We start from the raw sequence: 20,950 nt of genomic DNA, 5'->3' as shown, positions 1-20,950 counted from the left end.
ATTCGTTAAACGAGGGAAATGAGATCGCTCCTACTTTGTTAGCTTTACTTTCTTAGAAGAAAACAGTTGGGCGATCGCCAAAATTACAGGCAACATAAAATCCCCTTTGCGCCCAAGCTTCAGGGAAGCCTCTAAATCAAGCAGCAGCGACATCGCAGCCGCAAGAGATGTTACGGAAGCACCAGCGACTTCTTTTCTCAGAAAATAGACCCGCTTTGGGTTGCTAATTTGACAAATCCGGGCTATTTCAGCATCTTGCTTAACTCCTCCAACTATCGCTGCTTTCACCCATAACCAAGTTCTAAATTGAGTAATCAGCGTTGCACAAATCGCCAGTGGAAAAGTTCCTATTGCCAAAAGTTCTTGCAGTAAGTAAACTGCTTTTTTAGAGCTATTTTCCTTCATCGCTTCGGCAAGCTGGAGACTATTTTGAGTAGTTGAAGGAATCAGCGCTTGCACTTGCTTTAAAGTGAGGTGTGCGCCGTTGCTATAAGTAGCCAGCTTGTGCAATTCTGATTCGGCGCGAGCCGGATTACTGCCGATCGCAACCGCCAAGTAATCAATGAGATTTGAGTTCAGCGACAGCCCTATTGCCAACGCTTGATTTCGGATAGAATGGGCAATGAGATCCGTTCGCCAAGGAGGGATAAGGTCGAACTCGAACAATTTAGCTTGAGAAAGCAGGGATTTTGCTACCTTCAGGCGTTTGTCAATGGAAGGCGCTACAAAAACCAGGTGCGTCTTTTCCGGCACCTGCGGGAGCAAATTGAGAACCTCCAGCGCCTCTTCAGTAAACTGTTTGAAATTACACCCTTCTACCACTACTAACTTTGCTTTTTCCGTTCCCAAGGCGGGAGTCAGGGCACAGTCAACCGCTTCATTCAATGCCGAAGCATCAAAGCGGTGATAATTGAAGCCAATCCAGGCAGGGTCGAGGTTCTTTTTAAAGGCAGAAAGCTTTTTGTGAATCGCGTGGAGGTCATCCCCTATTAGCAAGCTAATCATGAAGTTTTCTCCTCAAACGACACTTGATAGTGGATACCCGTTGCAGCCAGAAATATTTTCTGCACCTTAGCCGCATTCCGGTTAAACTTGTCAAGGTATGGGGTGGGAACTGCCAGCACCGCTTTCTTTTCCGTCAGTGCTACCAGGGAAGCAGCAGACAGTAAAGCGCGGTTGTTCTCAGAAGTGGCTAAGAGTACCTTTTCCCAAATGGTTTGCTCTTTGGAACGAGGCGATCGCAATTTGGAAGTACGTTCAGATTGACAAGGGTTAGCGATCGCACTATCTGTAGCGTAGGATTTTAATTGTGGGATCTTCGCCAATCCCAGCAAGCAGAGTTCCAACCACAGCGTAGGGTGAGCGCTTTTGCTGAGTTGCCATTCAGAAGTCCGCAACTGTTCGAGGCCATTCGCGATCGCGTTATAGTCCCAAGCATCAGCAATTTCCAGCAGCGCCGAGTGCGAAATGCCGCTAACTAGCATCAGCGAACAGTCTGGGACACTCTTCACCAGCAACAAATCTCGGTAGCAGGCGAGTAGCGACCCCAACAGCATTTTAGGATTCTTCCCGCTGTCAATAAGTTCGCGGGACAGTTGTAGCAGCTTCAGCGCGTCGCCAGTGCCGGCCGATTGTAAAATTGCGACTAAATCGGACTCCGGTATCCGCCCCGACAGTTCCAATACGCGATCGCTAGTAATTTCCTCTCCTAATAAGCTTAACTGGTCGAGTAACTGTAAAGCATCCCTCATTCCACCATTCGCGGCGCGGGCGATCGCAATTTTAGCTGCTTCGGTAATTGCAATTGACTCTTTCTGGGCGATCGTTGTTAACTGCTGGACAATAGATAAAATTGGCAGCGATCGAAATAGAAACGTTTGGCATCGACTGTTAATTGTTGGTAGCACTTTGTGTTGCTCTGTCGTACACAAAATGAACACTACATGATGCGGCGGTTCTTCCAAACATTTTAGAAGAGCGTTGAAAGCCTGGGAACTTAGGCAGTGACATTCATCTAAAATAAACACTCTGTAGCGGCTGATAGCTGGTGCAAAGTGCGATCGCTCAATCAGGCCGCGAGCGTCATCAACACCGTTATGGGAAGCCGCGTCAATTTCAGAAACGTCTAAGCTGTTGCCTTTTTCAATTGAGCGACAGGACTGGCAATTACCACATGGTTTTACAGTAGGTTTGTCTGTATTCGTGCAGTTGAGAGATTTAGCTAAAATGCGAGCCGTTGAAGTTTTGCCCGTTCCTCGTTCGCCAGCAAACAAGTAAGCTGGAGCAATTTTATTAGTTTTGACCGCATTAGAAAGCGTTCTTTGAATGTACTCCTGTCCGGCCAGTTCAGACAAGGTATGAGGGCGGTATTTTTGAGGTAATGCTGCGTACATGATTGAATAGTTAGGTGTAATTTAGACTGAAAAGAGGGGGAAGGGGAAGGGGAGGGGGAAGGTAAAGAAAGGAGAAACTTTTACTTTTATTTCTTCAATAAAAGCTAACGATTATTTCTTCAATAAAAGCTAACAATAACTGAATTTTTTATTCTCCTTCCCCTTCCCCTTCCCCTTCCCCTTCATTCTTTGAAAATTGGCATTAGCAAGTATTTCGTATCCATAAGGATGTTGGGCTTGTCGCGGTTGCCAAAAGGAACTAAAATGGCGGGGCCGTCGTGCTGAGTGAGGTGCATTTGAACTTGAGAGCTAGAAATCGCTTTTGCACCTTCTAAGAGATATTTAATGTTGAAGGAAATTGAAAAATTGTCGTCTGAATTGACGTGCGCTGCCATCTGTTCCAAGCCGTTTCCAAATTCTCTGAACAGCGATAGTGACACTTGCTGTGCTTCGCTATTAATACGAATGCTAAGAGTTTTTTCTTTCTTGTCTGCCAGCACAGCAATTCTCTCTAGTGCTTTGATGAAAGGTGCTTTTTCCAGCGTCACCTGATATTTGAAATCCTGCTGCTGTACTTGGTTTCATCGGTAGCGGTGGCAAACAGTGACCCTTTCAGCCCTTCTTTCAATGTTTCAGGGGGAATGCGAATTGTTTGTGCTGTTTTTACTTCAGGAATGGCAGGGAATTCTTCACTCGAAATTCCTCGAACTTGATAGCGACCGCAAGCAGCTATTAGGGTAGCAACTGGACTGTTATTAACAGCCTCTGGTAAGGTGGTGCTATTCTGGCTATCTTCACCTTCCTGCTTCAAGGCTTCACGGCTAACTAAAGTGATATCTCCGGGCGAGAATTTCCCGACAATATCGCTGAGAAGTCCGACTGGAATAGTCATGTCGCCGGGAGATTGAACGTTGGCCTCAAAAGAGGTTTGAATAGCCAATCTCATGTCGAAGACGGTGAGTTGGACTCGCTGTGTTTTTTTGCAAGCGACTAAGAGGACATTTCCTAATACTGGATGGGTGGGTTTTGCTGGGACAGCTTTGCTAACAAGTTCGAGATGGTTGGCTAAGTTGTCTTGGGTGCAGATTAGCTTAATTTCTGGTGATAAAAGCTGGGGAGAATCGCTATTGGGGGATTGGTGTTCGGATTCTTGTTCAAGTTTAGGCTCATCTTTGACTAAAGGTTTGGTTCGTTCTAAGGTAACACTTGCCTTGGGGTTTATTTTGGAGGAACCGTTTTCTTTGTTTCGTCTTTTAGCTGTATCGCTGCGAGATTTGGTCTGCATCTTTGTGCGTTAAAATAGCTGCTAAACGGGGGCAGCGTTAGCTGCGTAGAGAATAGCTTGTATTAGCAGCTTGTCACTCAACTTTAGATATAGAATTACTCAAAAAAAGCTAATTCAGATAAATCAGCATTCATAGTAGGAATTAACAAAGTGCGATCGAGATATTTATTTCCCCGTTCGCAGGATGTTTCAGGACTAAACAAACAAGCATGACAAGCCGCCCAATGCAAAGAAGTTGTATTTTGTAAGGGGCTATGTTCCGCACATAAAGGGTCAGAAGCACATAAACCAATTTGTTCTAAAGCTTGGTCGATATGACGGCCAAAAGTACCTGGTTCCCCTAAACTGACTAATCCCCCTAGTGTACCTTCGCTATCGGGTGCGGCTGTATAAATCAAGATACCAGCCATTGGGCCATTATCTTCCTTCGGATCTTTTGAGTAAATGCGTTCCCGCAAACTAGCAGCATTGTAACCACATTCTATTACTAATTGTCGCATCAAAGCATGAGCGAAGGAATGAAGTAAAATATAACGAATACCGGGGAAATTAGTATCAGGATCTAAGGAACGCGCCCTGCGCCAACGACGATGGGCTTCTAAGCTTTGTTGTTCGTAAGTTTTTAATCCAGGTGTACTGGATAACCAGTTTTGTAGTTTTTCTTCTTGAAACTGCATAAAAATACCTTCGCCGCGCACTTCTGAAGCTGGAACCCATGTAGGTTCAGAACGACTCAAAGGAGCCCAGTATTCTTCGGGTAATTCTCCTGTTTCAGCATAATCACCAGGAGATTCGATGCGTGTAAAACCAACTAAAGCACGAACTTCTCGCAAGCGTTCTACTAAGACAACTTTTTCAAAATAAGCTTCGTAACCATCAGGGGCGGTGACGGGTGTTAACCAAAAGTCAGCGCTATTCAAACTGGTATCGGCATTAGAAAAAACTTGCCATTCTGGGGTTTTGATATCTTTCACGTCAAGGCATTCGGTTTCACCTGTTTCTTGACGTTTTTGTAAAATTTCTTTCCAGATTTCGGCATCTGAATATTTAGCAAATTCTTTGAGTTGACCGATTTGGCGGAAAGCAGCTAAAATGTCAATTGTAATAGCTTTTTCTAACACCGACCAATGTTTATCAATCAGTTGCCCCAGTTGATTAATAGTAGTGGGAATTGAGAGTACGGAAAGGGTGATAGGAAACCAGCTATTGGATGCACCGAGTAAGATACTTTTCATTTGTTTGGTACATCCATCTTCTGCAAAGTTGCGTAAATGGGGATGGCGACCGCGACATTGAGGCATATTCATTTTACCAAGTTCGCCAAAGGCATCGGACAGTCGGCGAGATTTACCGCAACTATCGCATTTTACTTCAATATCAGTAGCAGAACCAGAAATGCCATATTCATAGAGACGCAGAGAACCTTTGCAATTACTACTACCTCTATGAACGAAGTAGTGCCAGGGAAAATCATCTAAGTGTCCGTGTTGACAAGCTACTAAAAATCTGGCAGGGATAACTGTTGGAGAAAATGTGCGACAATTACTATGAATATAGCGATTTTGGTCGGGTCGATGGCGATCGCGTTTTAACTCAAATAGTCCCGATTTTAAAGGGGCGAGTAATCGACATTGGGGACAAACTACCCAGGTGGGGAAAGGTGAGACGGGAATTCCTACTTTGGCGCTTTCATCAAATAAGTTAGGGATGGTATTGTTTGATTCCGATATAGGCGGCGTTAGCAATTTTTTGACTTGATTACCGATTTCTTTTTGCACTGCTGCTAGTAACCGGGCTTCTCCTAATTCTGAGGCGTGAGTGAGTTCCCAATCATCTAATCCCATTACCATAGTTGATAAGTTGGGTAAATCTACAATAGAACCAATGCCTGAAGAGAATAAAATTTGGCTGGGTCGGAGTTCACCAACTTTGTTTTTAGAAGGGAATTGATTGGTGGTCATTGTATTAACTAATATATGGCGAACCTAAATGATTTGTGCAAATATCTAGCGGTGGTGTCGGTGGCGCGTCCGCCCATCTGACAAGTCAATCGTGGGGGATTGCCCCTACAAGTCTAAATCTATTGGGGTAGTTTCACTCATTGATTGGGTGGGGCGATCGTCATCATCGGGGATGCGATCGTCTAAAATTAATCCAATATTCGGTTCAACATTTCGCAAGGAATTTAAACAAGTAAATGATTGCCAATTGCTTTGTCCTGGTTGTTCTAATAATCCCATTGTCACCCCATCTTTTTTGGTCTGATATCCTAATACTTTTCCTCCCGTCGTATTCGCTGCTTCTGCTAACCAATAGTCTAATTTAGTTTCTAATTCCTGTTTTACTAAATCGCGGGTTTTAGTATCGCCTAATGCCAAAGCGCGATCGCAAATCGCATTCATAGCAGCTTCCACATAAGGATGATGGCGAGAAATCCTACCAGCTTTATCATTCGCGTTTAATTCGCTACCTGCCAAACGCACTAAGGAAACGAATAAAGCAGCTAATCCTCGGTCAAGGGCGCGGGGGGCAAAAGGAGTAATTGAGAGGGCTTCAACGTGCTGATAGAAGGTAGCATGATAATGTTCAAATTGCTCGTAATGGGATAAATCTCTCGGTCGCGCCCAGTTATAAACAGTAAATACTAAACCGGGGAAACTTCGCCCTACCCGCGAGGTCGCTTGAATGTATTCAGCAGTGTTTTTGGGTTGACCTGTCACTACCATTACGCCTAAACGTTTTACGTCTACGCCCACAGAAATCATATTAGTAGCTAGTAAAACATCTAAGGGTTTGCGCTTGTTACTTTTATTGGACTTCTCTGAAGAAAAAGGAGTTTCTAACCAATTTAATACAATGGGAATATCGGTAGAATTTTTGCGCGAGGTCAATTCTTCTACTTCCAGCCTCAGACGTTTTGCTAACCCTCGGCGGTCGGTTTTTCCTAAGCGAGATTGAATGTCATCATCCACTAAACGCCTGGTTCCTCCTAATTCCCGCATGGAGTTAAAATAACCCACTAAGGTCATCCAAGGGTCAACAGAATCGCCATATTTTTCAAACAAATATTGAGAGGCTGCCAATACTGCCGTATAAACGCGAATTAATGCTGCTTTTAATCGCCTTCCTGTGGCACAAATCCCCAAATAGCGCCGACCTGGATAATCCTCTGAAGGCGGACGCTGACAGGAAAAGAAGTTATCTTGAATATCTAAACCTTGGGGGGGAAAAACTTGCACTTGGCGCAAAAATAGGTTATGTACTTGGTCACGCGCCTGTCTAATTGTCGCAGTGGAAGCGATTACTTTTGGGCGAACTATTTTACCGTTAACTTCCCAGGATGCAAGTCGATCTACGGCGGTTTCATAGAGTCCGACTAGGGTTCCCAAAGGGCCACTAATTAAGTGTAATTCATCTTGAATAATTAAATCTGGCGGGCGCAAGGGATTGCTAGGAATTGTTTTAGCAGTGGGGAGTCCGTATTTACTGGGGTGAGAGTTTGTATCTTCGATTTCAGGAGAACGAAAACCGTGACGGGTGCAATATCCGTCTACTTGTCCGAATAGCATTTGTACAGCACCATTCCAAGGCATTTGGGCAAATTTGTCAACAGTTGCTATCACTAATGTTGGCAAACGACGATAGATTTCTTCATCTACAACTACGATGGGTAAACCTTCGGTGGGAGATTGTTTTTGGGTAAATAAACATTTCCCTAAACTATCACCACAGTAAATTAAAGTGCGTCCTTGTCCTTTGGCAAAGGATTCTACTTTAATATGTTGTTTGCCGGGGTCAATTTGAGAACCACACCAAGGACAGTTAGTTAATTGATGGGGGGAACCGCTGCTAGTGGGTTGGTATTGTCCGAGTTTTTGTTTGAGAAATTCATTGCTTTGTTCGGTTCGGTTTGGTGTGGTTTTCATCCCTACCCATAACCCAATTCTAAACGGTTCTTTTCCCCATTTATTTTCATCTTGACGGCGGATTTCTTCACAGGCACAAATTAAGGTTGTGGCGCGTTGAAATTGTTGTAATGTTAAGAGGCGGAGGGTGTAGCGCATGAGGACAGCAACGCCTGCTGCGCCGGAACGTCCGGCAATATCTCCTTGCAATCTTCTCAGTCCAATGGTGTAGGCTGTTAATCCTAGATAGGCTTCGGTTTTACCGCCGCCAGTGGGGAACCAAAGTAAATCTGCGATCGCATCTGTGGGATGACATCGATCTGGGTGGTCTAATTCGGTGATACTGGGAAGATTTAGCAGGATAAAAGCTAACTGAAACGGTCTCCAGGTGCGATTCTTGGGAATATCAATATTATCCCATTCGCTGGCTTCGCCGCGCCGTTTATTTTCTGCATAAATTGAGTGAATCCGCTGTTGCCACATTGCCAAATTCATAAATCGGAAGGCTTCAGTGGCGTTAGAATCTGTTTGTAATAAGTCAATTCCTGCGTGAATACGATCGCAAGTTATTTGACAATTTGCCAATGCCGATTTTGCCGCATCCTGATAATCGCCTAAATCGGCGGCGGGGTCGGCAATTTTCGCATTTTGTTGGGTAATCCATTCACTATAAGCAATAGTTAAAGAACTTAAAGCAGTTGATAAATCGGGAATTTCTGCTAGTTCTTTCATATCTAAAATTAATCCCGCCAGTCCCGGTATTTCCTCAATAGTTGGCGGCGTAGTTTGGGGAACTTCGTAGGCGGGGACGACTTTAGTAGCAAGGCGGATAGCCCGATGCCTTTGGCTGGCTTCGCGATCGCACTTTCCGCCTAAAAGTTCTGCGTGTACGCCTGTCCCGTGTCCAACGGCAAATTCTATGCAGTCGCGGTACTGCATCGCCATTGCTTGTTCTTCGGCAAATAAGACGGGGTTGAGTTTACCGAGTTGGCGTTTCAGTCGCCGTTTAATGAAAATATCGGGATAATTGGGGTCGGCAGATTCAACGCTTAGTTCTGGTTGAAATAACCAAGCGCTATCGCGTCTAATTTCCGGTTCTTTTTGTCCATTAACTAAGAAGAGAGTCACGATCCAATCTTGATGCTGTTGACGAATTTGACCTTGAACAAATACTGCTTTTTCTGGATCGATTTGCCAAGGATTAATCGTACCTACTTTTAAGATAATATCCGGTGAGGTTCCTCGAATCGGGTAGCGTCGCCACAAGGTTTTTGCTTCGCCAGTCGAAGTTTGGGCGCTTTCGCTTTTCTCTCTTTCGTATTGTCCCCACCCTGCTTTTACTTTAATTATTTTGGCATTTCCATCAACACAAAAAGTCATGCCAATTGCGGAGGGAAACATTTTCTCGGCGGGGAGAATGTTACTTTCGGTTGTGCCTTCTTCTAAAGTACCGCTACCGGAAATGGCTAATTCATCCATTTGTTCGGGCGTTTCTTCCAGTTCTTCGGGTACAATATGCCGATCGCTAGGTGCGATTAATCCGACGAGGTAGCGATCGCTAACTCGCATTTCGTCTATCTCTTCATAGTCTCCTCCCGCTGGGCCGAGTAAATCATTTAATATTGCTTTTTCTAATTTTGCCCGAATTTGATAATAACTTATGGTTGGTAAAATAGAAGGAGAATTGTTTTCAATATTTGGATGGGTATTGTCTTCAATATTTGGATGGGTATTGTCTTCAATATTTGGATGGGTATTGAAATAATGTACAACTTTTTGAGCAATGTTATCGGACATGGTAGGATTTTCTAAGTCGATGACATCGCTATCATCTAAGCTAAGATCCTTTAATAAAACTGCTAAATGTTGTTCGTTGGCAGAAATGACGCTACTCCAATCTAGTTGGGCGGCGCGATTTTTTAACTGTTCGTTAATCGCTGCGAGGTCTAAGTTGCCAGGTAGTATAGCAGGGAGTTGGATAATATTCATAACATTGCAATATTTCGTAATATTTATAAATTAGCAATTTAGCCTTTTAGCATAATACCACATTTAAATACGTAGGGTGCGTCACGGCTACGCTTAACGCACAATCTTTCACTAAATGTGATAGTTTTAAATTGCACCTTTATATTAAATCGTCTATTGTGGCTAAGGATCGTTTTCATCAAGTTGTTAAGACGGCTCTTACTAAGGATGGGTGGAATGTTACTCACGATCCACTTAAAATTAAAGTGGGCGGTGTAGATATGGAAATTGACTTGGGGGCAGAACGATTACTGGCAGCAGAGCGAGGAAATGAGAAAATTGCGGTGGAAGTCAAAAGTTTTTTAGCTAGTGCATCGGCAATTTCTGAGTTTCATACAGCACTGGGGCAGTTTATTAACTATCGGGCTGCATTGCGTCGTGAAGAACCCGATCGCATTCTCTATTTAGCCATACCCGATTTAATCTATAACAGCTTCTTTCAACTTGATTTTCCAGCATCAATGCTGCAAGAAAATTCCGTAAAATTGATTATTTACGACATTGAACTGGAGCAAATTTCACAATGGAAAAACTAACGGATCAATTAACCAACTATCAGCAAATTGTACAGCAATTATTGATGGGTTACGCAGAAATTAAGCCAGCTTATGGTGATATTGAAGTTGAAACTATCTTTGATACACAGCGAAATCACTATCAAATTGTGCATCTGGGTTGGCAGCATAAACGCTGGGTGCATGATTGTATAATACATCTTGATATTCGCAATGAGAAAATCTGGATTTTTTACAATTCAACAGAACATGATATTGCAGCAGATTTAGTCAATTTTGGTGTACCAAAACAAGATATTGTGTTAGGTTTTTATCCTCCTTTCATGCGGGAATTGAGTGATTATGCAGTGGGCTAAAAGTAGAATAAATTTCGTAGTAAGCACTTTAGTGCTAGAGGGACTAAAGTCCCTACTACGAACATTTTACGTTTGTAGTAAGCACTTTAGTGCGATAAGGACTGAAGTCCCTACTACGAACGTTTGTTTCATCTGCTAATCAAAATAAGCTTAACTGTCCCTCAGATGATACCTGTTTTTTAGCAGTTTTCCCCCCACTTTTCCCCTTTTTCTTCCCTTTATCGTGCAACCCTTGGGCTTTTTCTTCGTCGTAGCGTTCGTGATTCAGCAGCAAGAGTCTATCTAGCACTTCCCGCCGTGCGGTTTCGCTGATGGTGTAGCGCAATCCTTGTTTGGTTTCGTGGAAGTCATGCCCTAAGTCTATGTCTTGCCAACCGTAGGCGGCGGCGACGGCGTTATCCATTTCTACGTGCAATTCTTGCAGTTGTTGAATATCGGCGGCGGTTTCGTCGGGGTTGTGGAAGCGGTTGTAGGTTTTGGTTAATCCTTCTTGGCGATAAAGCATGATGGATTGGCGGTGGGTGTAATATTTTTCGCCAATGCCTTCTAGGTTTGAAGTTGATGAGGGGAAAGGGAAGGTTTCAAAAGATTCCTGTGGGAAGTAAGTATTCCGAGTTTCATGAGTAGTTGTGCCTGGTCTATGCGCCCATAAATCATGCAACGAAGATGAAAGGATTGCAAAGTCAGAAAAGCTTTGTGATGCAATAACAACTAAGCGATCAGAAAATACCTGATTTTTTCGTACAGGTACGAGAAAATGATGGGCGCTGACACGGGCAGTTACCATTACCCGATCCAAATCTGAAATCGCATCATAGAGTTCTGCACGAATTCGCCAAAATTGCCACCATGCGGCGGCGGCGACATCAGCAGCTTTCATCTCTCTCTCAGGCTTAACCTTCTCTTCTAAAATTGCCAAACAATCAGGATAATCAACCGCATAAGGTTTGCCCTTTGGCTTTTTCGGATCGTCATGTTCAGCATCCAACGGCCAATCCTTAAAATTAATCACCCAACGACTAGGAGATTGATTTGGGCGAGAATTCAAATCCTCACCATTCAAATAAGGAAATAAAACATTTTTGTTACAAGGGTCTTTTTCAATTAATGCTTGGGCTTCTTCTAGAGTCAAGACAAAACCCATACCCAGCACTAACGAACCAATAAAAGATTTATCCTGATTAGCTACTAACCGATGAGGATTACCTACAGCTTTACCCAGAGTTGTCAAAAGAGCTGTAATTCCATCAACAGGCTTTTCATCTAAAATAAACTTCCCCTGCCAATTACCTTTTCGTAACCAGACATAAGCGACTTCTAAACTAGCAGTTCCTTCCCATTTCCGACTAGGAACAGTACGGATGATTACACAACCATTAGCAACTAATTGGTCTAAACCTACTTCACGGGTATCCCCTTGAGCAATCGTATTTGTTGCAACTAAACCAAACCCTCCATTAAAACTAAGTAACTGTTGCGCCTTTAAGAAGAAGTAAGCACATAAATCAGCATTTCCTCTCTTTCCATTGGCAATTCTTTCTACCAGAAAATCTCGATAATCCGTGCCGAGTACACCCGTAATCTTTTTCCCTCCCTGAAACGGAGGATTCCCCACTAAAGCCGCAAACCCCTTGGGTGCTGAATCATCCAAAAACACCTCTGGAAACTCCAGATGCCAGTGAAACGGACGCAACTTCTCCAAATCAGGCAGCACCTGACGCATCCGTTCGGAAACACTTGCACCATCCCGAAACACCGTTAACAGCGTTTGCCTTAACCCTTCTCGCTCCGTCTCAGACAAGTCATTAAAATAACTAGCAACCAGCAAATCGCAGCCATCGCGCAAATCATTGGCGATCGCATTTGCTTTCGCCAACAAATAAGCCTTCTCCGTTTGGTCTTGCGCCGTCATCCCAGGTTTCGCTGCAATTTGCCGCCGCAACTCAATTACCTGTTCAACCTCCCGGCGAATCTTATCGGCAAACAAAGCAGGCGTACCAGTCGTGTCCAAATTCCAGTAGCGCAACTGTTCCAAATTCACCCCAACCAGCGAATCCCCCCACTTGAAGGCATGATCTAAAAACGTAAACGGACGCCCTTTCGCTAACGTAATCAGCCACAGCGATAACTTCGCCATCTCCACCGCTAGTGGATTTTTATCCACCCCGTAGAGACAGCGTTCCGCCACAATCCGCCGCGCCACCGCCAACCGTTCGTCACTATCTTTCGGAATCGGACACTCATCAGGACGAAACTTAGATAAAGTCCCCTCCGGCGCAATCACTACCTGACCCGGATTTTCCCGTTCCAACCCTTCCCACGCCTCCACCAAACGTTCCGCCAAATAGCGACAAGTCTGCACCAAAAACGCCCCACTCCCCATCGCCATATCGCAGACTTTGAGTTGCAGTAACTCCTTCGCTGACTTGAGCCGCCACTGTTCCTTCGGCTTTCCCTCAGCCACCCCTTCATAAACCAACGGTTCCAGGGTATATTGCACGATCGGCTCAGTTAAACTGCGCGGTGTATAATGCGTCCCCGTTTCCCGACGATTTGAACCTTGGGTGACGTAGACACTGCCCTCTGGAATCACCATTGGGTACTCCAGCGTGTCCAGGCGAATCAATCCGGCAAACGGCAAAACGCGCTGATACAATTCCCCATCATTATTGCAAGCCGCCCGCAACCGCTCCTGCACCCTTGGCAAAATCCCCACTGAGAGAGCCTTACGCAGGGCAGCAGGGGACTTATTCGACTGCTCTTTGACAAATTTGACCAAATCCTCCTCCCCCTTGGCTTGCAGCCGCTCCAACTCCAAAAGCGCCACCTCTGGTTCCCGTTCCCGCGTCCCAATCAATCCTAAAACCGGAGACGTTGCCCTGACTGCGGTATGGTCGAGCAAGCCTTCATAGACATGACCGATTTGCTCAATATCCAGCGCCCGAAACGAAAGTCGGCGCGGTTCCAGCGTCCCACCCACTCTGATTTGCAAAATTTGCAACGCTTCCAACAAATGCAACACAATCCGATTGTTCACCGGGATAGGTTCAGCAGAAATCTCCTGCCAGCGAGTTCCCCGCACTCGCCCCTCCAAAAACGGGAATCTGTCCGGGTCAAACAAACTCCCCCCATAAGCAGGAACATCCAGCAAATCGTGGCGAATTCCCCCATGCACAGCGCGAAACGTCGCCAACAAGCGACACCAGGCATCGCTGCGGCGTTCCAACACTTCCTCGCCAAACTTATCCGCATCGCTGCGTAACTTGGCCGCGATCGTAGAAACGGCATAATATTCGTTATAAAGCGCTTCTCCCCCCGCCGAAGGAATCAACTTCCGTTCCTCGGCTGAAAACAGAAACACCAAACGCATCATCACCGTCAGCGCCGCTTCATAAAGCTGAGTTTCCGAGATATTTTGTAAAAGACTGCGATTTCTATCCTGGTCGATGCGGTCTAACGCCTGTACCAGCACCTCCACCGCCTGACGCACCTGATACCCCAGTTGGTCTGTAACCTCCTGCTGGTCTGTGACACTTTGAGTTAGCAAGGTTTCCAGCGTCTCCGAGTCATCCACCCCAAAAAACCGCCTCACCCCCAACAAACTGCGAAACGCCCGCAGCGTCAAATGTTCTTCCAACCACAGCGTCCCGTACCAAGAAATAAAACCCGTCGTTTCCCCTCTAGGCGCATTAACTAACATCCAATGTTCGCCATTTGTCACCAATCCCAACCGCACATTAGCAGCGTGCAATAATTCCATCATCCGAGTCGCCGGACTCGCTTTCCAGCGTTGTCCTGCCAAAGGTTTCTCCAAATCCTGTTCGGCAGGTACAATCTGAACTAATAGCCGGGGTGTCCCTGTATTGGGTGTTTCTTGAGGATTAACAATTACCCAATCTGGCCGGAGAGTTTCGCCCTGTTCTGCAACAGTGGTTTGCAACCCAGGCGGAATGCGCTGCCCTTCTAACAATACCTCTTCCGGCAATTCCAAAGTCTGCCGCAAAACAAATTCCACCCAAGCGCGATGAATCGCTTTTTCAGGACGCGCCCCCAGTTGATTATCCTGCCATTCTTCATAGGCTAACCGTAACAGCTTAAAATGTTCCGAGTCATGGGCATCTAACCCACTGGGAAACACTTTCAGCAATACGGGTAAACTTAAAAAAGGCCCGGAAGCTTCAACCAGAGATAACCATTCGGCGTGGTGACGTGCGGTAGACATGATGGGTAATGGGGAGTGGGGAGTGGGGAGTAGGGAGTGGTGCAAGAGTTAGGATTTTTGCTCCCTCAATCCCTACACAGATAGGGTTATATGGAGTTTCATCATTACTTATGCAGGACTACCGGGAGTCGGGAGTCGGGAGTGGGGAGTCGGGAGTGGGGTTTTTATTGCTGTTGAATGGCGCTGACTAAGATACCTAAAATTTTCTTGATATCCTTAATATAATATTCGCTTAAATCGATCGAAATTACTTTATCCTGTAACTTTAAAAATTGCCAAATCGTGCCGATGGTGATGACTCCATAAATACTTTTAATTTGATTTCCTTGTAGTTCGTTAAATAACTGTGCTGCTACCATTTCCGCAATACACTGCGCCAACCCCGATTTTAAGTTTTCATTCTTCGTCTCCACCAGCGTAATTACCGGGGCGCGAACAAATAACTGTTCTTTCGATGAACTAATGATAAAATCACAAAACCCATTTAAACCTTGTTGGACATCAACCGTAAAGTCCACCCCCGAAAATAAGCTAATTTGACCCTTAAATTTGCGCCTTATCTCTAACAAAACTGGAGTAATAATCATTTCTGAACGGGCTTTTTCCGTATTAATCGCCACCGCCAAATCAACATTTTCACCTAGAATTGTCACCAGTAAATCGCTACATTCTGCTTCCGGTACATCCGCAAACATTCCCGACGCTTCATTCACCGTCAATCCAAACCGTTGACTTACTTCATTTAACTTAAAATCGCTGTACGCCATTTGTTTTATCTCCATTTGCACTAAAGTGCTTACTACGAACTTGTTTGTAGTAGGCACTTCAGTGCCTTTATTGATATTAATTTACCTCACAAGTTTCTGCGGAACTAAATATGTCACCGCCAAAGGAAACAATCGCGGCGTTGGATTAGCAAATCTCGCCCTAATCAGATCCGTTTCCTGTTCAATCTCGCGAGGAATTTGCTCAATCCTCAACTTTAAACTATTGACATTTCGCTCAAATTGTGCTTTTTCCTCCGTATTAAATAACTCCAATTGCTTAAACTCCGGTTCAACAAACTCTTTTTCAATACTAAGCTTTAACTCAGTTAAAATAGCCGTAATATCCGCCACCTCTTTATCAGCCCGGTTCTGCAAATCCCGTTGTAAACTAGCAGTTCTATCACTCATCCGCGCCTGCAAAGTTTTCAGCAATTCATCGGCATAATTCGGCCAAATTTCGGCTAATTTTTGTTGAACGCTATCTGGCGCTGCGTCTGGTAAAACTGCATTTAACGCCCCTTGCAATTGCATCACTTTTAACCGGGTAAATTTCCCATCCTTCAACATTCCCCCCGCCGTAATCACCTCTTCATGTAACCGTTGTTGGTCGGTTCCTAAAATCACCAATCTACCATAAGCAACCACCGCCGGAGTTTCCAACCCCGAACTAGCAGAAACTAACCTCGCCGTCACGCGATGCAAGCATTTTCTTTCCTCCCCAGACCACACCTCAGCCCGCAACAAGCGCAAACACATTTGTACTAACCGATGATTCAAATGTGCTAACACCACATTATCTTTACCCTGGGCTAATTCCGGGTCAAAAACAATGGGGCGAATCTCCTTGGTATGGGGATGGGCTAACCCTTCGCTACACATCGCCCAACTGCTTTTTAGGGCTGGTAAATAAAAAGCTTTTCCCTTTAAACCTACTATCTGAGTTTCTATCAGTGGCGGTTGTTCTGCTAACTCTAACCCAATTTTTACTACTGATTCTATATTATCAGGAGTCAACCGTAAATTCTGGCGAGTTTCGTTTAATTGTTCGCGCAATTTATCAATCTGTTCTCTCACTTTGCGCTCAAACTTTAACATCCGTCGCACAGGTTCCGATTCCCGTTCAGATTTGCTAGTATCTAAAGTAGTCCGATATCCTAACATTGCTTCTTCTACTTGCTGGGCAATCACCATACCCACTTTACCCAAATCTTCTCTGATATTATTAACTTTTAATGCCGCCCGCATTAAAAATTCTAAATCACCTTCTAAATCACCCGGTTTAGTTCCCGTTACCGAATTTTGTTTATAATCTTTGCCGACAAAATGATAAACTAAAACCTCCTGAGCTTTTTGTCCGTGACGGTCAATTCTGCCATTCCGCTGTTCCATCCGATTCGGATTCCAAGGAATTTCATAATGAATCAACTTAGAACAATAATTCTGTAAATCTAACCCTTCCGAAGCTGCATCAGTTGCCAGTAAAATCCTCACAGGCGAAATATCAGGGTCGGTTTGAAAAGCGGCTTTGACTTTTTCCCTATCTTCCGAAACCATGCCGCCATAAAGAGTCATCAATCTGTCTCCTTCGATTAATCTTTCGGCTGCTAATAAATTATACAACCATTTTTGAGTGGCGCGATATTCGGTGAAAATAATAACCCGTTCTTTCGACCATTTTCCATTAGGTTTAATCTGAGTATGAATCCACTTCAATAACTCTTGAGCTTTGGCATCCGGTCGTTTGGCGGCATCTTCTGCCCAGTCTCGCATTTCTTGTAATAATTGTTGTTCTGCTGGCGAAAGTGGGCGAAACAATCTGCTAGTATTAGTAATTGCTTCATCGGTTGCTTCTTCGTAAACCGCATCATCGGCAAATTCTTCTTCAACTTGCTCTAATTGACGGCGTAAAATTCCCTCAGTTGGTCGTGATAAAGTGGTAGCAGTCCGGCGACGGGCTGAAGTTAAAGATTTTTCGTGCTGGGCTAAGGTAATCGCAAAAGCTTCGGGTGAAGAAAACAAGCGTTTCTTTAACAGTTTTAAAACAAATTCAGTAGCATACTTTTCTGTATTATCTGCCACACCTTTACCGCGTAATTCGGTGTAATGTTTTAAAGCTGCGTGCGCCCTCCGTTCTCCGGCGGGATAATCTACTAAAATAGGTGCTAAATTCCGTACTGGAAATAGAGGCGAACCATCCCAGTTTTGCATCTCCTGTTTCAGTCGCCGCACCATGACAACTTGCAGTTGGTTTTTGTCAGGAGAAACACCCCTAGCAAATCTTTGGGAGTCTAACAATTCTAATAAAGCGGTGAAACTTTCGGGATAACCGTTATGGGGAGTTGCGGTTAAAAATAATTTGTGTTCAAAATGAGGAACTAATAATCTAATTGTAGTGGTTCGGAGCGAGTCAACTGCATATTTTCCGCCGCCGGATGGTGCGACGTTGTGTGCTTCATCGACAATCAGCAAGTCAAAACGGCGGGGATAGAGGGGTTCGCCTTCGGCGGGGAGGAGTTCGCGAAAAAGACGCAGGGGGCGATCGCGCTTGATAAAATCGATCGAGGTAATCAATCTGGGAAAATGCTGCCAAGGATTAACATGAATCCCGCGAGAACGCCGTAACTCCTTCATCAAGTTACTATCCACAATCCGAAAATCTAAACCAAATTTATCCCGCATTTGGTCACGCCATTGAATTTGTAGCGCTGAAGGGCAGATAATCAAAATACGGCGGCAACGATGGCGAATTGTCAACTCCTGCGCGACTAATCCCGCCTCAATGGTTTTCCCTAATCCTACATCATCAGCAATTAGTAAGTTAACGCGGGGCATTTGAATGGCACGCACAACGGGGTCAAGCTGATAATCTTCAATATCAATACCGCTGCGAAAGGGAGATTGTATAGTACGAATATCAGCAGTTGAAGCGCCCCCCCAGCGTACCGCATCCAAAAAAGCGTCTAATTTAGCGGGTTCATCAAAACCTGTAGGTGGCGGTAGTTCCATCCGTTCGCGAATAAAAGCCCCCGGTTCTAATTCCCAGATTACCTGTAATTCTTCTCCCAAAGCATCATCTTCCACAGAGGAAAGCATCACCAGGTTTTGCAACTGCTGTAACCCTGGTAGCATGGGATTAACAGGTATGGCAGTGGGCCGGATTTCGGTGACGACGTATTGGCGCGATCGCACTTTGACTAGCTGACCCAGTTCTGGAATTGCTCTAGTTAAACTCATACCCTCCTCTGGGAAACTTTGACACTAATTCCGTCTGTGTGGCACTCTTTTAAGTTGTGCAACTTTTTTGGTGAGATAAAGAGTGCGATCGCAACCTAACAATTTTCTCAGCTTTTAGTTCTGTATTGGTATGTACTCCCTGCTTTGTTTTAATCGCTCTTGAGTACGATTAAAAAATAGCACATTCCAAGGGCGATCGTCTTGTCAGACTGCAAGCAAGTAGGAGTAGCCAGCGTTCGACGGCTCGCGCTCAGCCGGAACCGTCGAAGTCCCCAGGCATCGCCCTTAAACTCTAAAAGTGCCATTCAGCCAATATAAACTAGGCTTACTTAGTAACAAAAACCCGCTGCTTCGCACGACTACAACTCACGTACATAAGCTGATTGTGCGCTCGAATACTGTCGCGGTATTCTTTAATAAATTGAGATTTTTGACAAGGAAAAACTTGAGCAAGATACAGCAATTTAGTAGCAACTTTCCTGCCGATATCACTGCTGTCAATTCCCACCTCCGTGAAGGTAGATCCTTGAGAATTATGCACAGTAATTGCCCAACAATTTCTCATGTCTGCAAAGATTTCACAATGGTTATACCATGCAAAGGATGCGAAAGCAGTCGGGGTCTTGAGGGAAAGTAGAAGAGAACTTTTTTAAGGCATATTTCAACAGCGTTTCTTCTCTGACTAGGAAAGCTCCGTTTTTTTTATCAAAGCTGAATTTGGAGAAGGGTTGGAATGCTTTTTTGCTCTTGACAGCCGTGCGGCAAGCTGTTATAAATTCTAGCAGAGGGCTACCCGCACCTTGCCTAACAACCTCTGTTAAAATGGCTTTTTCAGGGATGTTGAAAGCTTGAGATTTTTTCTCTTCTATTTCGCCATTAACAGGAGGCAATTGTGCGGGGTCGCCCATGACAATAAGTTGCCGATTACTGCCCAGGAGCAAAGTATTAGCAATTCTTTCTTGAATGATATTCCACAGTTCTGTTGTCACCATACTACACTCATCAAGAAAGATGGTGTCGTATAGGTGAAGGAAAGAAGGAGAAACTTGTTTGAGGATTTTATTTTGCCCCTGTTTGACTGGAGCTAATCCTAGTAGTTGGTGGATGGTCATAAAGTCTACTCCTATGAGTCCTTTTTCATTAGCCATCCGTCGCAATACGCCTACTGCTTTATTGGTAGGAGCGGTGAAAGCGACTCTTTTTCCAGCGCTGATTAATTGTTCTGCGACGAGGTTGACAAGGGTGGATTTTCCCGTACCTGCATATCCAAATAGCCCGAATACCCGTTTAGAACTTGTGAGAAATTGTTCGATGAGTTGGAGGGCATTGTTTTGTTGAGAAGTTAATTGAAAATTCTTTGGTTTTACCAGTGTTTGAATCATAGAGTAGGTTTGTTCTACTATTTTTCAAACACTCATCAGCGGTAGCTGAAATTTATACAAAAGTTAATAAATGAAATAACACTAATTTATTAGGTGTATTTTAGTTGTATTCAAGTTTGACATACTAAGACGTTAGGTTAGAAAGGGCTTGAGTATTGCATTAGGGGATAATTTAGGGTATGCTTGATTTCAATATCTTTCAGCCTCATAAGTATGGGGAGATAATTATTATTATTTGCACGTACCCAACTTCTTTTATGAATTCTCCAACTGCAAAAATGCCCACTTCCGAAGAAATTGCTGCTGCTATAGAGACAATTGACCACTTGACTGCTTGGCTACAAGATACCGGATTAAGTGCCTCCGCGATCGCCCAGTTCAAGTTTAACTCACTGGCATCAATGTATCCAGAATTGCGAGGGATAGCAGAGACTGCAAAACAACTGATTGGCGCAGCTTCTCCTCTGACAGAAGTTGGGATGACAGTGACGGAACTAGATACTCGTCCGATTTCATTAGAGTAGCAATTCTCCAAGTTTGATCGGGATCTTCGGGAAAATTTGAACCCACTTCTCTATTTTCCAGCCAAGCTTGTTTGTCAAAATAATCAATTTTGGCAAAGTAGGTTTCGCCACCAAGTTTAATGGTAAGGAAATCTCGTTCTCCGTAGGGATCGTTGCCTGCCTCAAAACTGTTAAAATCTTTTACCAATTGCAGTAACTTTTGTTGCTGTTCGTGAGGAAGAGCTTTTACAGTTCGAGTGATCCGAATTTCACCAATTTTTGTATCTCCTTGACGCAATTGATCGTTGAGACGGGCGATTTTTTCGGCTGTTGTTATAGTTTCCATAGTTAATTAAAACT

General features: G+C 44.4%; 15 protein-coding genes. 2 read left to right on the top strand and 13 right to left on the bottom strand.

Translation table 11 applies throughout. The features are described from left to right. Positions 1-30 precede the first annotated feature (30 nt). The 6 genes from holA to drmA all read right to left on the bottom strand — a co-directional run bounded on the left by holA (position 31) and on the right by drmA (position 9,572). Positions 31-1,005, bottom strand: coding sequence for a DNA polymerase III subunit delta (gene holA / locus OSCI_RS07415; protein WP_007354274.1), 975 nt, complete (start codon positions 1,003-1,005; stop codon positions 31-33). Further along, the gene (gene dnaX / locus OSCI_RS07410; RefSeq protein WP_007354273.1) at positions 1,002-2,393 is read right to left on the bottom strand and encodes a DNA polymerase III subunit gamma/tau; all 1,392 of its coding nucleotides are present in this window, start codon (positions 2,391-2,393) and stop codon (positions 1,002-1,004) included. The genes holA and dnaX overlap by 4 nt, the downstream gene beginning before the upstream one ends. Before the next feature lie 182 nt (positions 2,394-2,575). Further along, on the bottom strand, positions 2,576-2,941 hold the full coding sequence (locus OSCI_RS31345; RefSeq protein ID WP_007354272.1) for a hypothetical protein: 366 nt from the start codon (positions 2,939-2,941) through the stop codon (positions 2,576-2,578). Next, entirely contained in the window at positions 2,938-3,678 is a 741-nt protein-coding gene (locus OSCI_RS07405; protein WP_007354271.1) for a hypothetical protein, read from the bottom strand. Before OSCI_RS07405 ends, OSCI_RS31345 begins: the two co-directional genes overlap by 4 nt. A gap of 95 nt (positions 3,679-3,773) precedes the next feature. Next, positions 3,774-5,639, bottom strand: a complete 1,866-nt coding sequence (gene drmB, locus OSCI_RS07400) for a DUF1998 domain-containing protein (protein ID WP_007354270.1) — start codon at positions 5,637-5,639, stop codon at positions 3,774-3,776. Positions 5,640-5,744: 105 nt separating this feature from the next. Next, on the bottom strand, positions 5,745-9,572 hold the full coding sequence (gene drmA / locus OSCI_RS07395; protein ID WP_007354269.1) for a DISARM system helicase DrmA: 3,828 nt from the start codon (positions 9,570-9,572) through the stop codon (positions 5,745-5,747). A 158-nt stretch (positions 9,573-9,730) separates the two neighbouring features. Here drmA and OSCI_RS07390 point away from each other — a divergent pair, with 158 nt between their 5' ends. Together OSCI_RS07390 and OSCI_RS07385 are read left to right on the top strand one after the other, a co-directional pair. Next, positions 9,731-10,147 (top strand): element excision factor XisH family protein, encoded by a 417-nt coding sequence (locus OSCI_RS07390; protein ID WP_007354268.1) that lies wholly within the window; start codon positions 9,731-9,733, stop codon positions 10,145-10,147. Continuing rightward, positions 10,135-10,482: a XisI protein gene (locus OSCI_RS07385; protein ID WP_007354267.1), complete on the top strand. Its 348-nt coding sequence runs from the start codon at positions 10,135-10,137 to the stop codon at positions 10,480-10,482. Before OSCI_RS07390 ends, OSCI_RS07385 begins: the two co-directional genes overlap by 13 nt. A 139-nt stretch (positions 10,483-10,621) precedes the next feature. Here the strand turns inward: OSCI_RS07385 and OSCI_RS07380 are convergent, their stop codons facing one another. The 7 genes from OSCI_RS07380 to OSCI_RS07360 form a co-directional block, all read right to left on the bottom strand. Then, the gene (locus tag OSCI_RS07380; RefSeq protein ID WP_007354266.1) at positions 10,622-14,704 is read right to left on the bottom strand and encodes an Eco57I restriction-modification methylase domain-containing protein; all 4,083 of its coding nucleotides are present in this window, start codon (positions 14,702-14,704) and stop codon (positions 10,622-10,624) included. Positions 14,705-14,868: 164 nt separating this feature from the next. Continuing rightward, the gene (locus OSCI_RS07375; protein WP_007354265.1) at positions 14,869-15,471 is read right to left on the bottom strand and encodes a hypothetical protein; all 603 of its coding nucleotides are present in this window, start codon (positions 15,469-15,471) and stop codon (positions 14,869-14,871) included. A gap of 81 nt (positions 15,472-15,552) precedes the next feature. Continuing rightward, a complete protein-coding gene (gene drmD / locus OSCI_RS07370) occupies positions 15,553-18,705 on the bottom strand; it encodes a DISARM system SNF2-like helicase DrmD (protein WP_007354264.1) in 3,153 nt (1,050 codons plus the stop codon). Between the two features lie 149 nt (positions 18,706-18,854). After that, positions 18,855-19,010, bottom strand: coding sequence for a hypothetical protein (locus OSCI_RS29725; RefSeq protein WP_155523450.1), 156 nt, complete (start codon positions 19,008-19,010; stop codon positions 18,855-18,857). A gap of 20 nt (positions 19,011-19,030) precedes the next feature. Beyond that, positions 19,031-19,270, bottom strand: coding sequence for a hypothetical protein (locus OSCI_RS31340; protein ID WP_007354263.1), 240 nt, complete (start codon positions 19,268-19,270; stop codon positions 19,031-19,033). Positions 19,271-19,292: 22 nt separating this feature from the next. Next, on the bottom strand, positions 19,293-20,087 hold the full coding sequence (locus OSCI_RS07365) for an ATP-dependent DNA helicase (RefSeq protein ID WP_007354262.1): 795 nt from the start codon (positions 20,085-20,087) through the stop codon (positions 19,293-19,295). A gap of 384 nt (positions 20,088-20,471) precedes the next feature. Further along, on the bottom strand, positions 20,472-20,936 hold the full coding sequence (locus OSCI_RS07360) for a DUF3768 domain-containing protein (protein WP_007354260.1): 465 nt from the start codon (positions 20,934-20,936) through the stop codon (positions 20,472-20,474). Between the last annotated feature and the right edge of the window lie 14 nt (positions 20,937-20,950).

The organism is Kamptonema sp. PCC 6506 (assembly GCF_000180455.1).
Lineage (GTDB): Bacteria > Cyanobacteriota > Cyanobacteriia > Cyanobacteriales > Microcoleaceae > Kamptonema > Kamptonema formosum.
Note: the sequence above shows the minus strand (reverse complement) of the source record. Positions and strands in the feature narration are given on the sequence as shown.

Bases quoted from the DNA above. Each gene is read 5' to 3' on its own strand.
- drmD (WP_007354264.1), bottom strand. From the start codon at position 18,705: ATGAGTTTAACTAGAGCAATTCCAGAACTGGGTCAGCTAGTCAAAGTG.
- drmA (WP_007354269.1), bottom strand. From the start codon at position 9,572: ATGAATATTATCCAACTCCCTGCTATACTACCTGGCAACTTAGACCTC.
- OSCI_RS07405 (WP_007354271.1), bottom strand. From the start codon at position 3,678: ATGCAGACCAAATCTCGCAGCGATACAGCTAAAAGACGAAACAAAGAA.
- OSCI_RS07375 (WP_007354265.1), bottom strand. From the start codon at position 15,471: ATGGCGTACAGCGATTTTAAGTTAAATGAAGTAAGTCAACGGTTTGGA.
- dnaX (WP_007354273.1), bottom strand. From the start codon at position 2,393: ATGTACGCAGCATTACCTCAAAAATACCGCCCTCATACCTTGTCTGAA.
- OSCI_RS07365 (WP_007354262.1), bottom strand. From the start codon at position 20,087: ATGATTCAAACACTGGTAAAACCAAAGAATTTTCAATTAACTTCTCAA.
- drmB (WP_007354270.1), bottom strand. From the start codon at position 5,639: ATGACCACCAATCAATTCCCTTCTAAAAACAAAGTTGGTGAACTCCGA.
- OSCI_RS29725 (WP_155523450.1), bottom strand. From the start codon at position 19,010: ATGGCACTTTTAGAGTTTAAGGGCGATGCCTGGGGACTTCGACGGTTC.
- holA (WP_007354274.1), bottom strand. From the start codon at position 1,005: ATGATTAGCTTGCTAATAGGGGATGACCTCCACGCGATTCACAAAAAG.
- OSCI_RS07380 (WP_007354266.1), bottom strand. From the start codon at position 14,704: ATGTCTACCGCACGTCACCACGCCGAATGGTTATCTCTGGTTGAAGCT.
- OSCI_RS07360 (WP_007354260.1), bottom strand. From the start codon at position 20,936: ATGGAAACTATAACAACAGCCGAAAAAATCGCCCGTCTCAACGATCAA.
- OSCI_RS31340 (WP_007354263.1), bottom strand. From the start codon at position 19,270: ATGAGAAATTGTTGGGCAATTACTGTGCATAATTCTCAAGGATCTACC.
- OSCI_RS07385 (WP_007354267.1), top strand. From the start codon at position 10,135: ATGGAAAAACTAACGGATCAATTAACCAACTATCAGCAAATTGTACAG.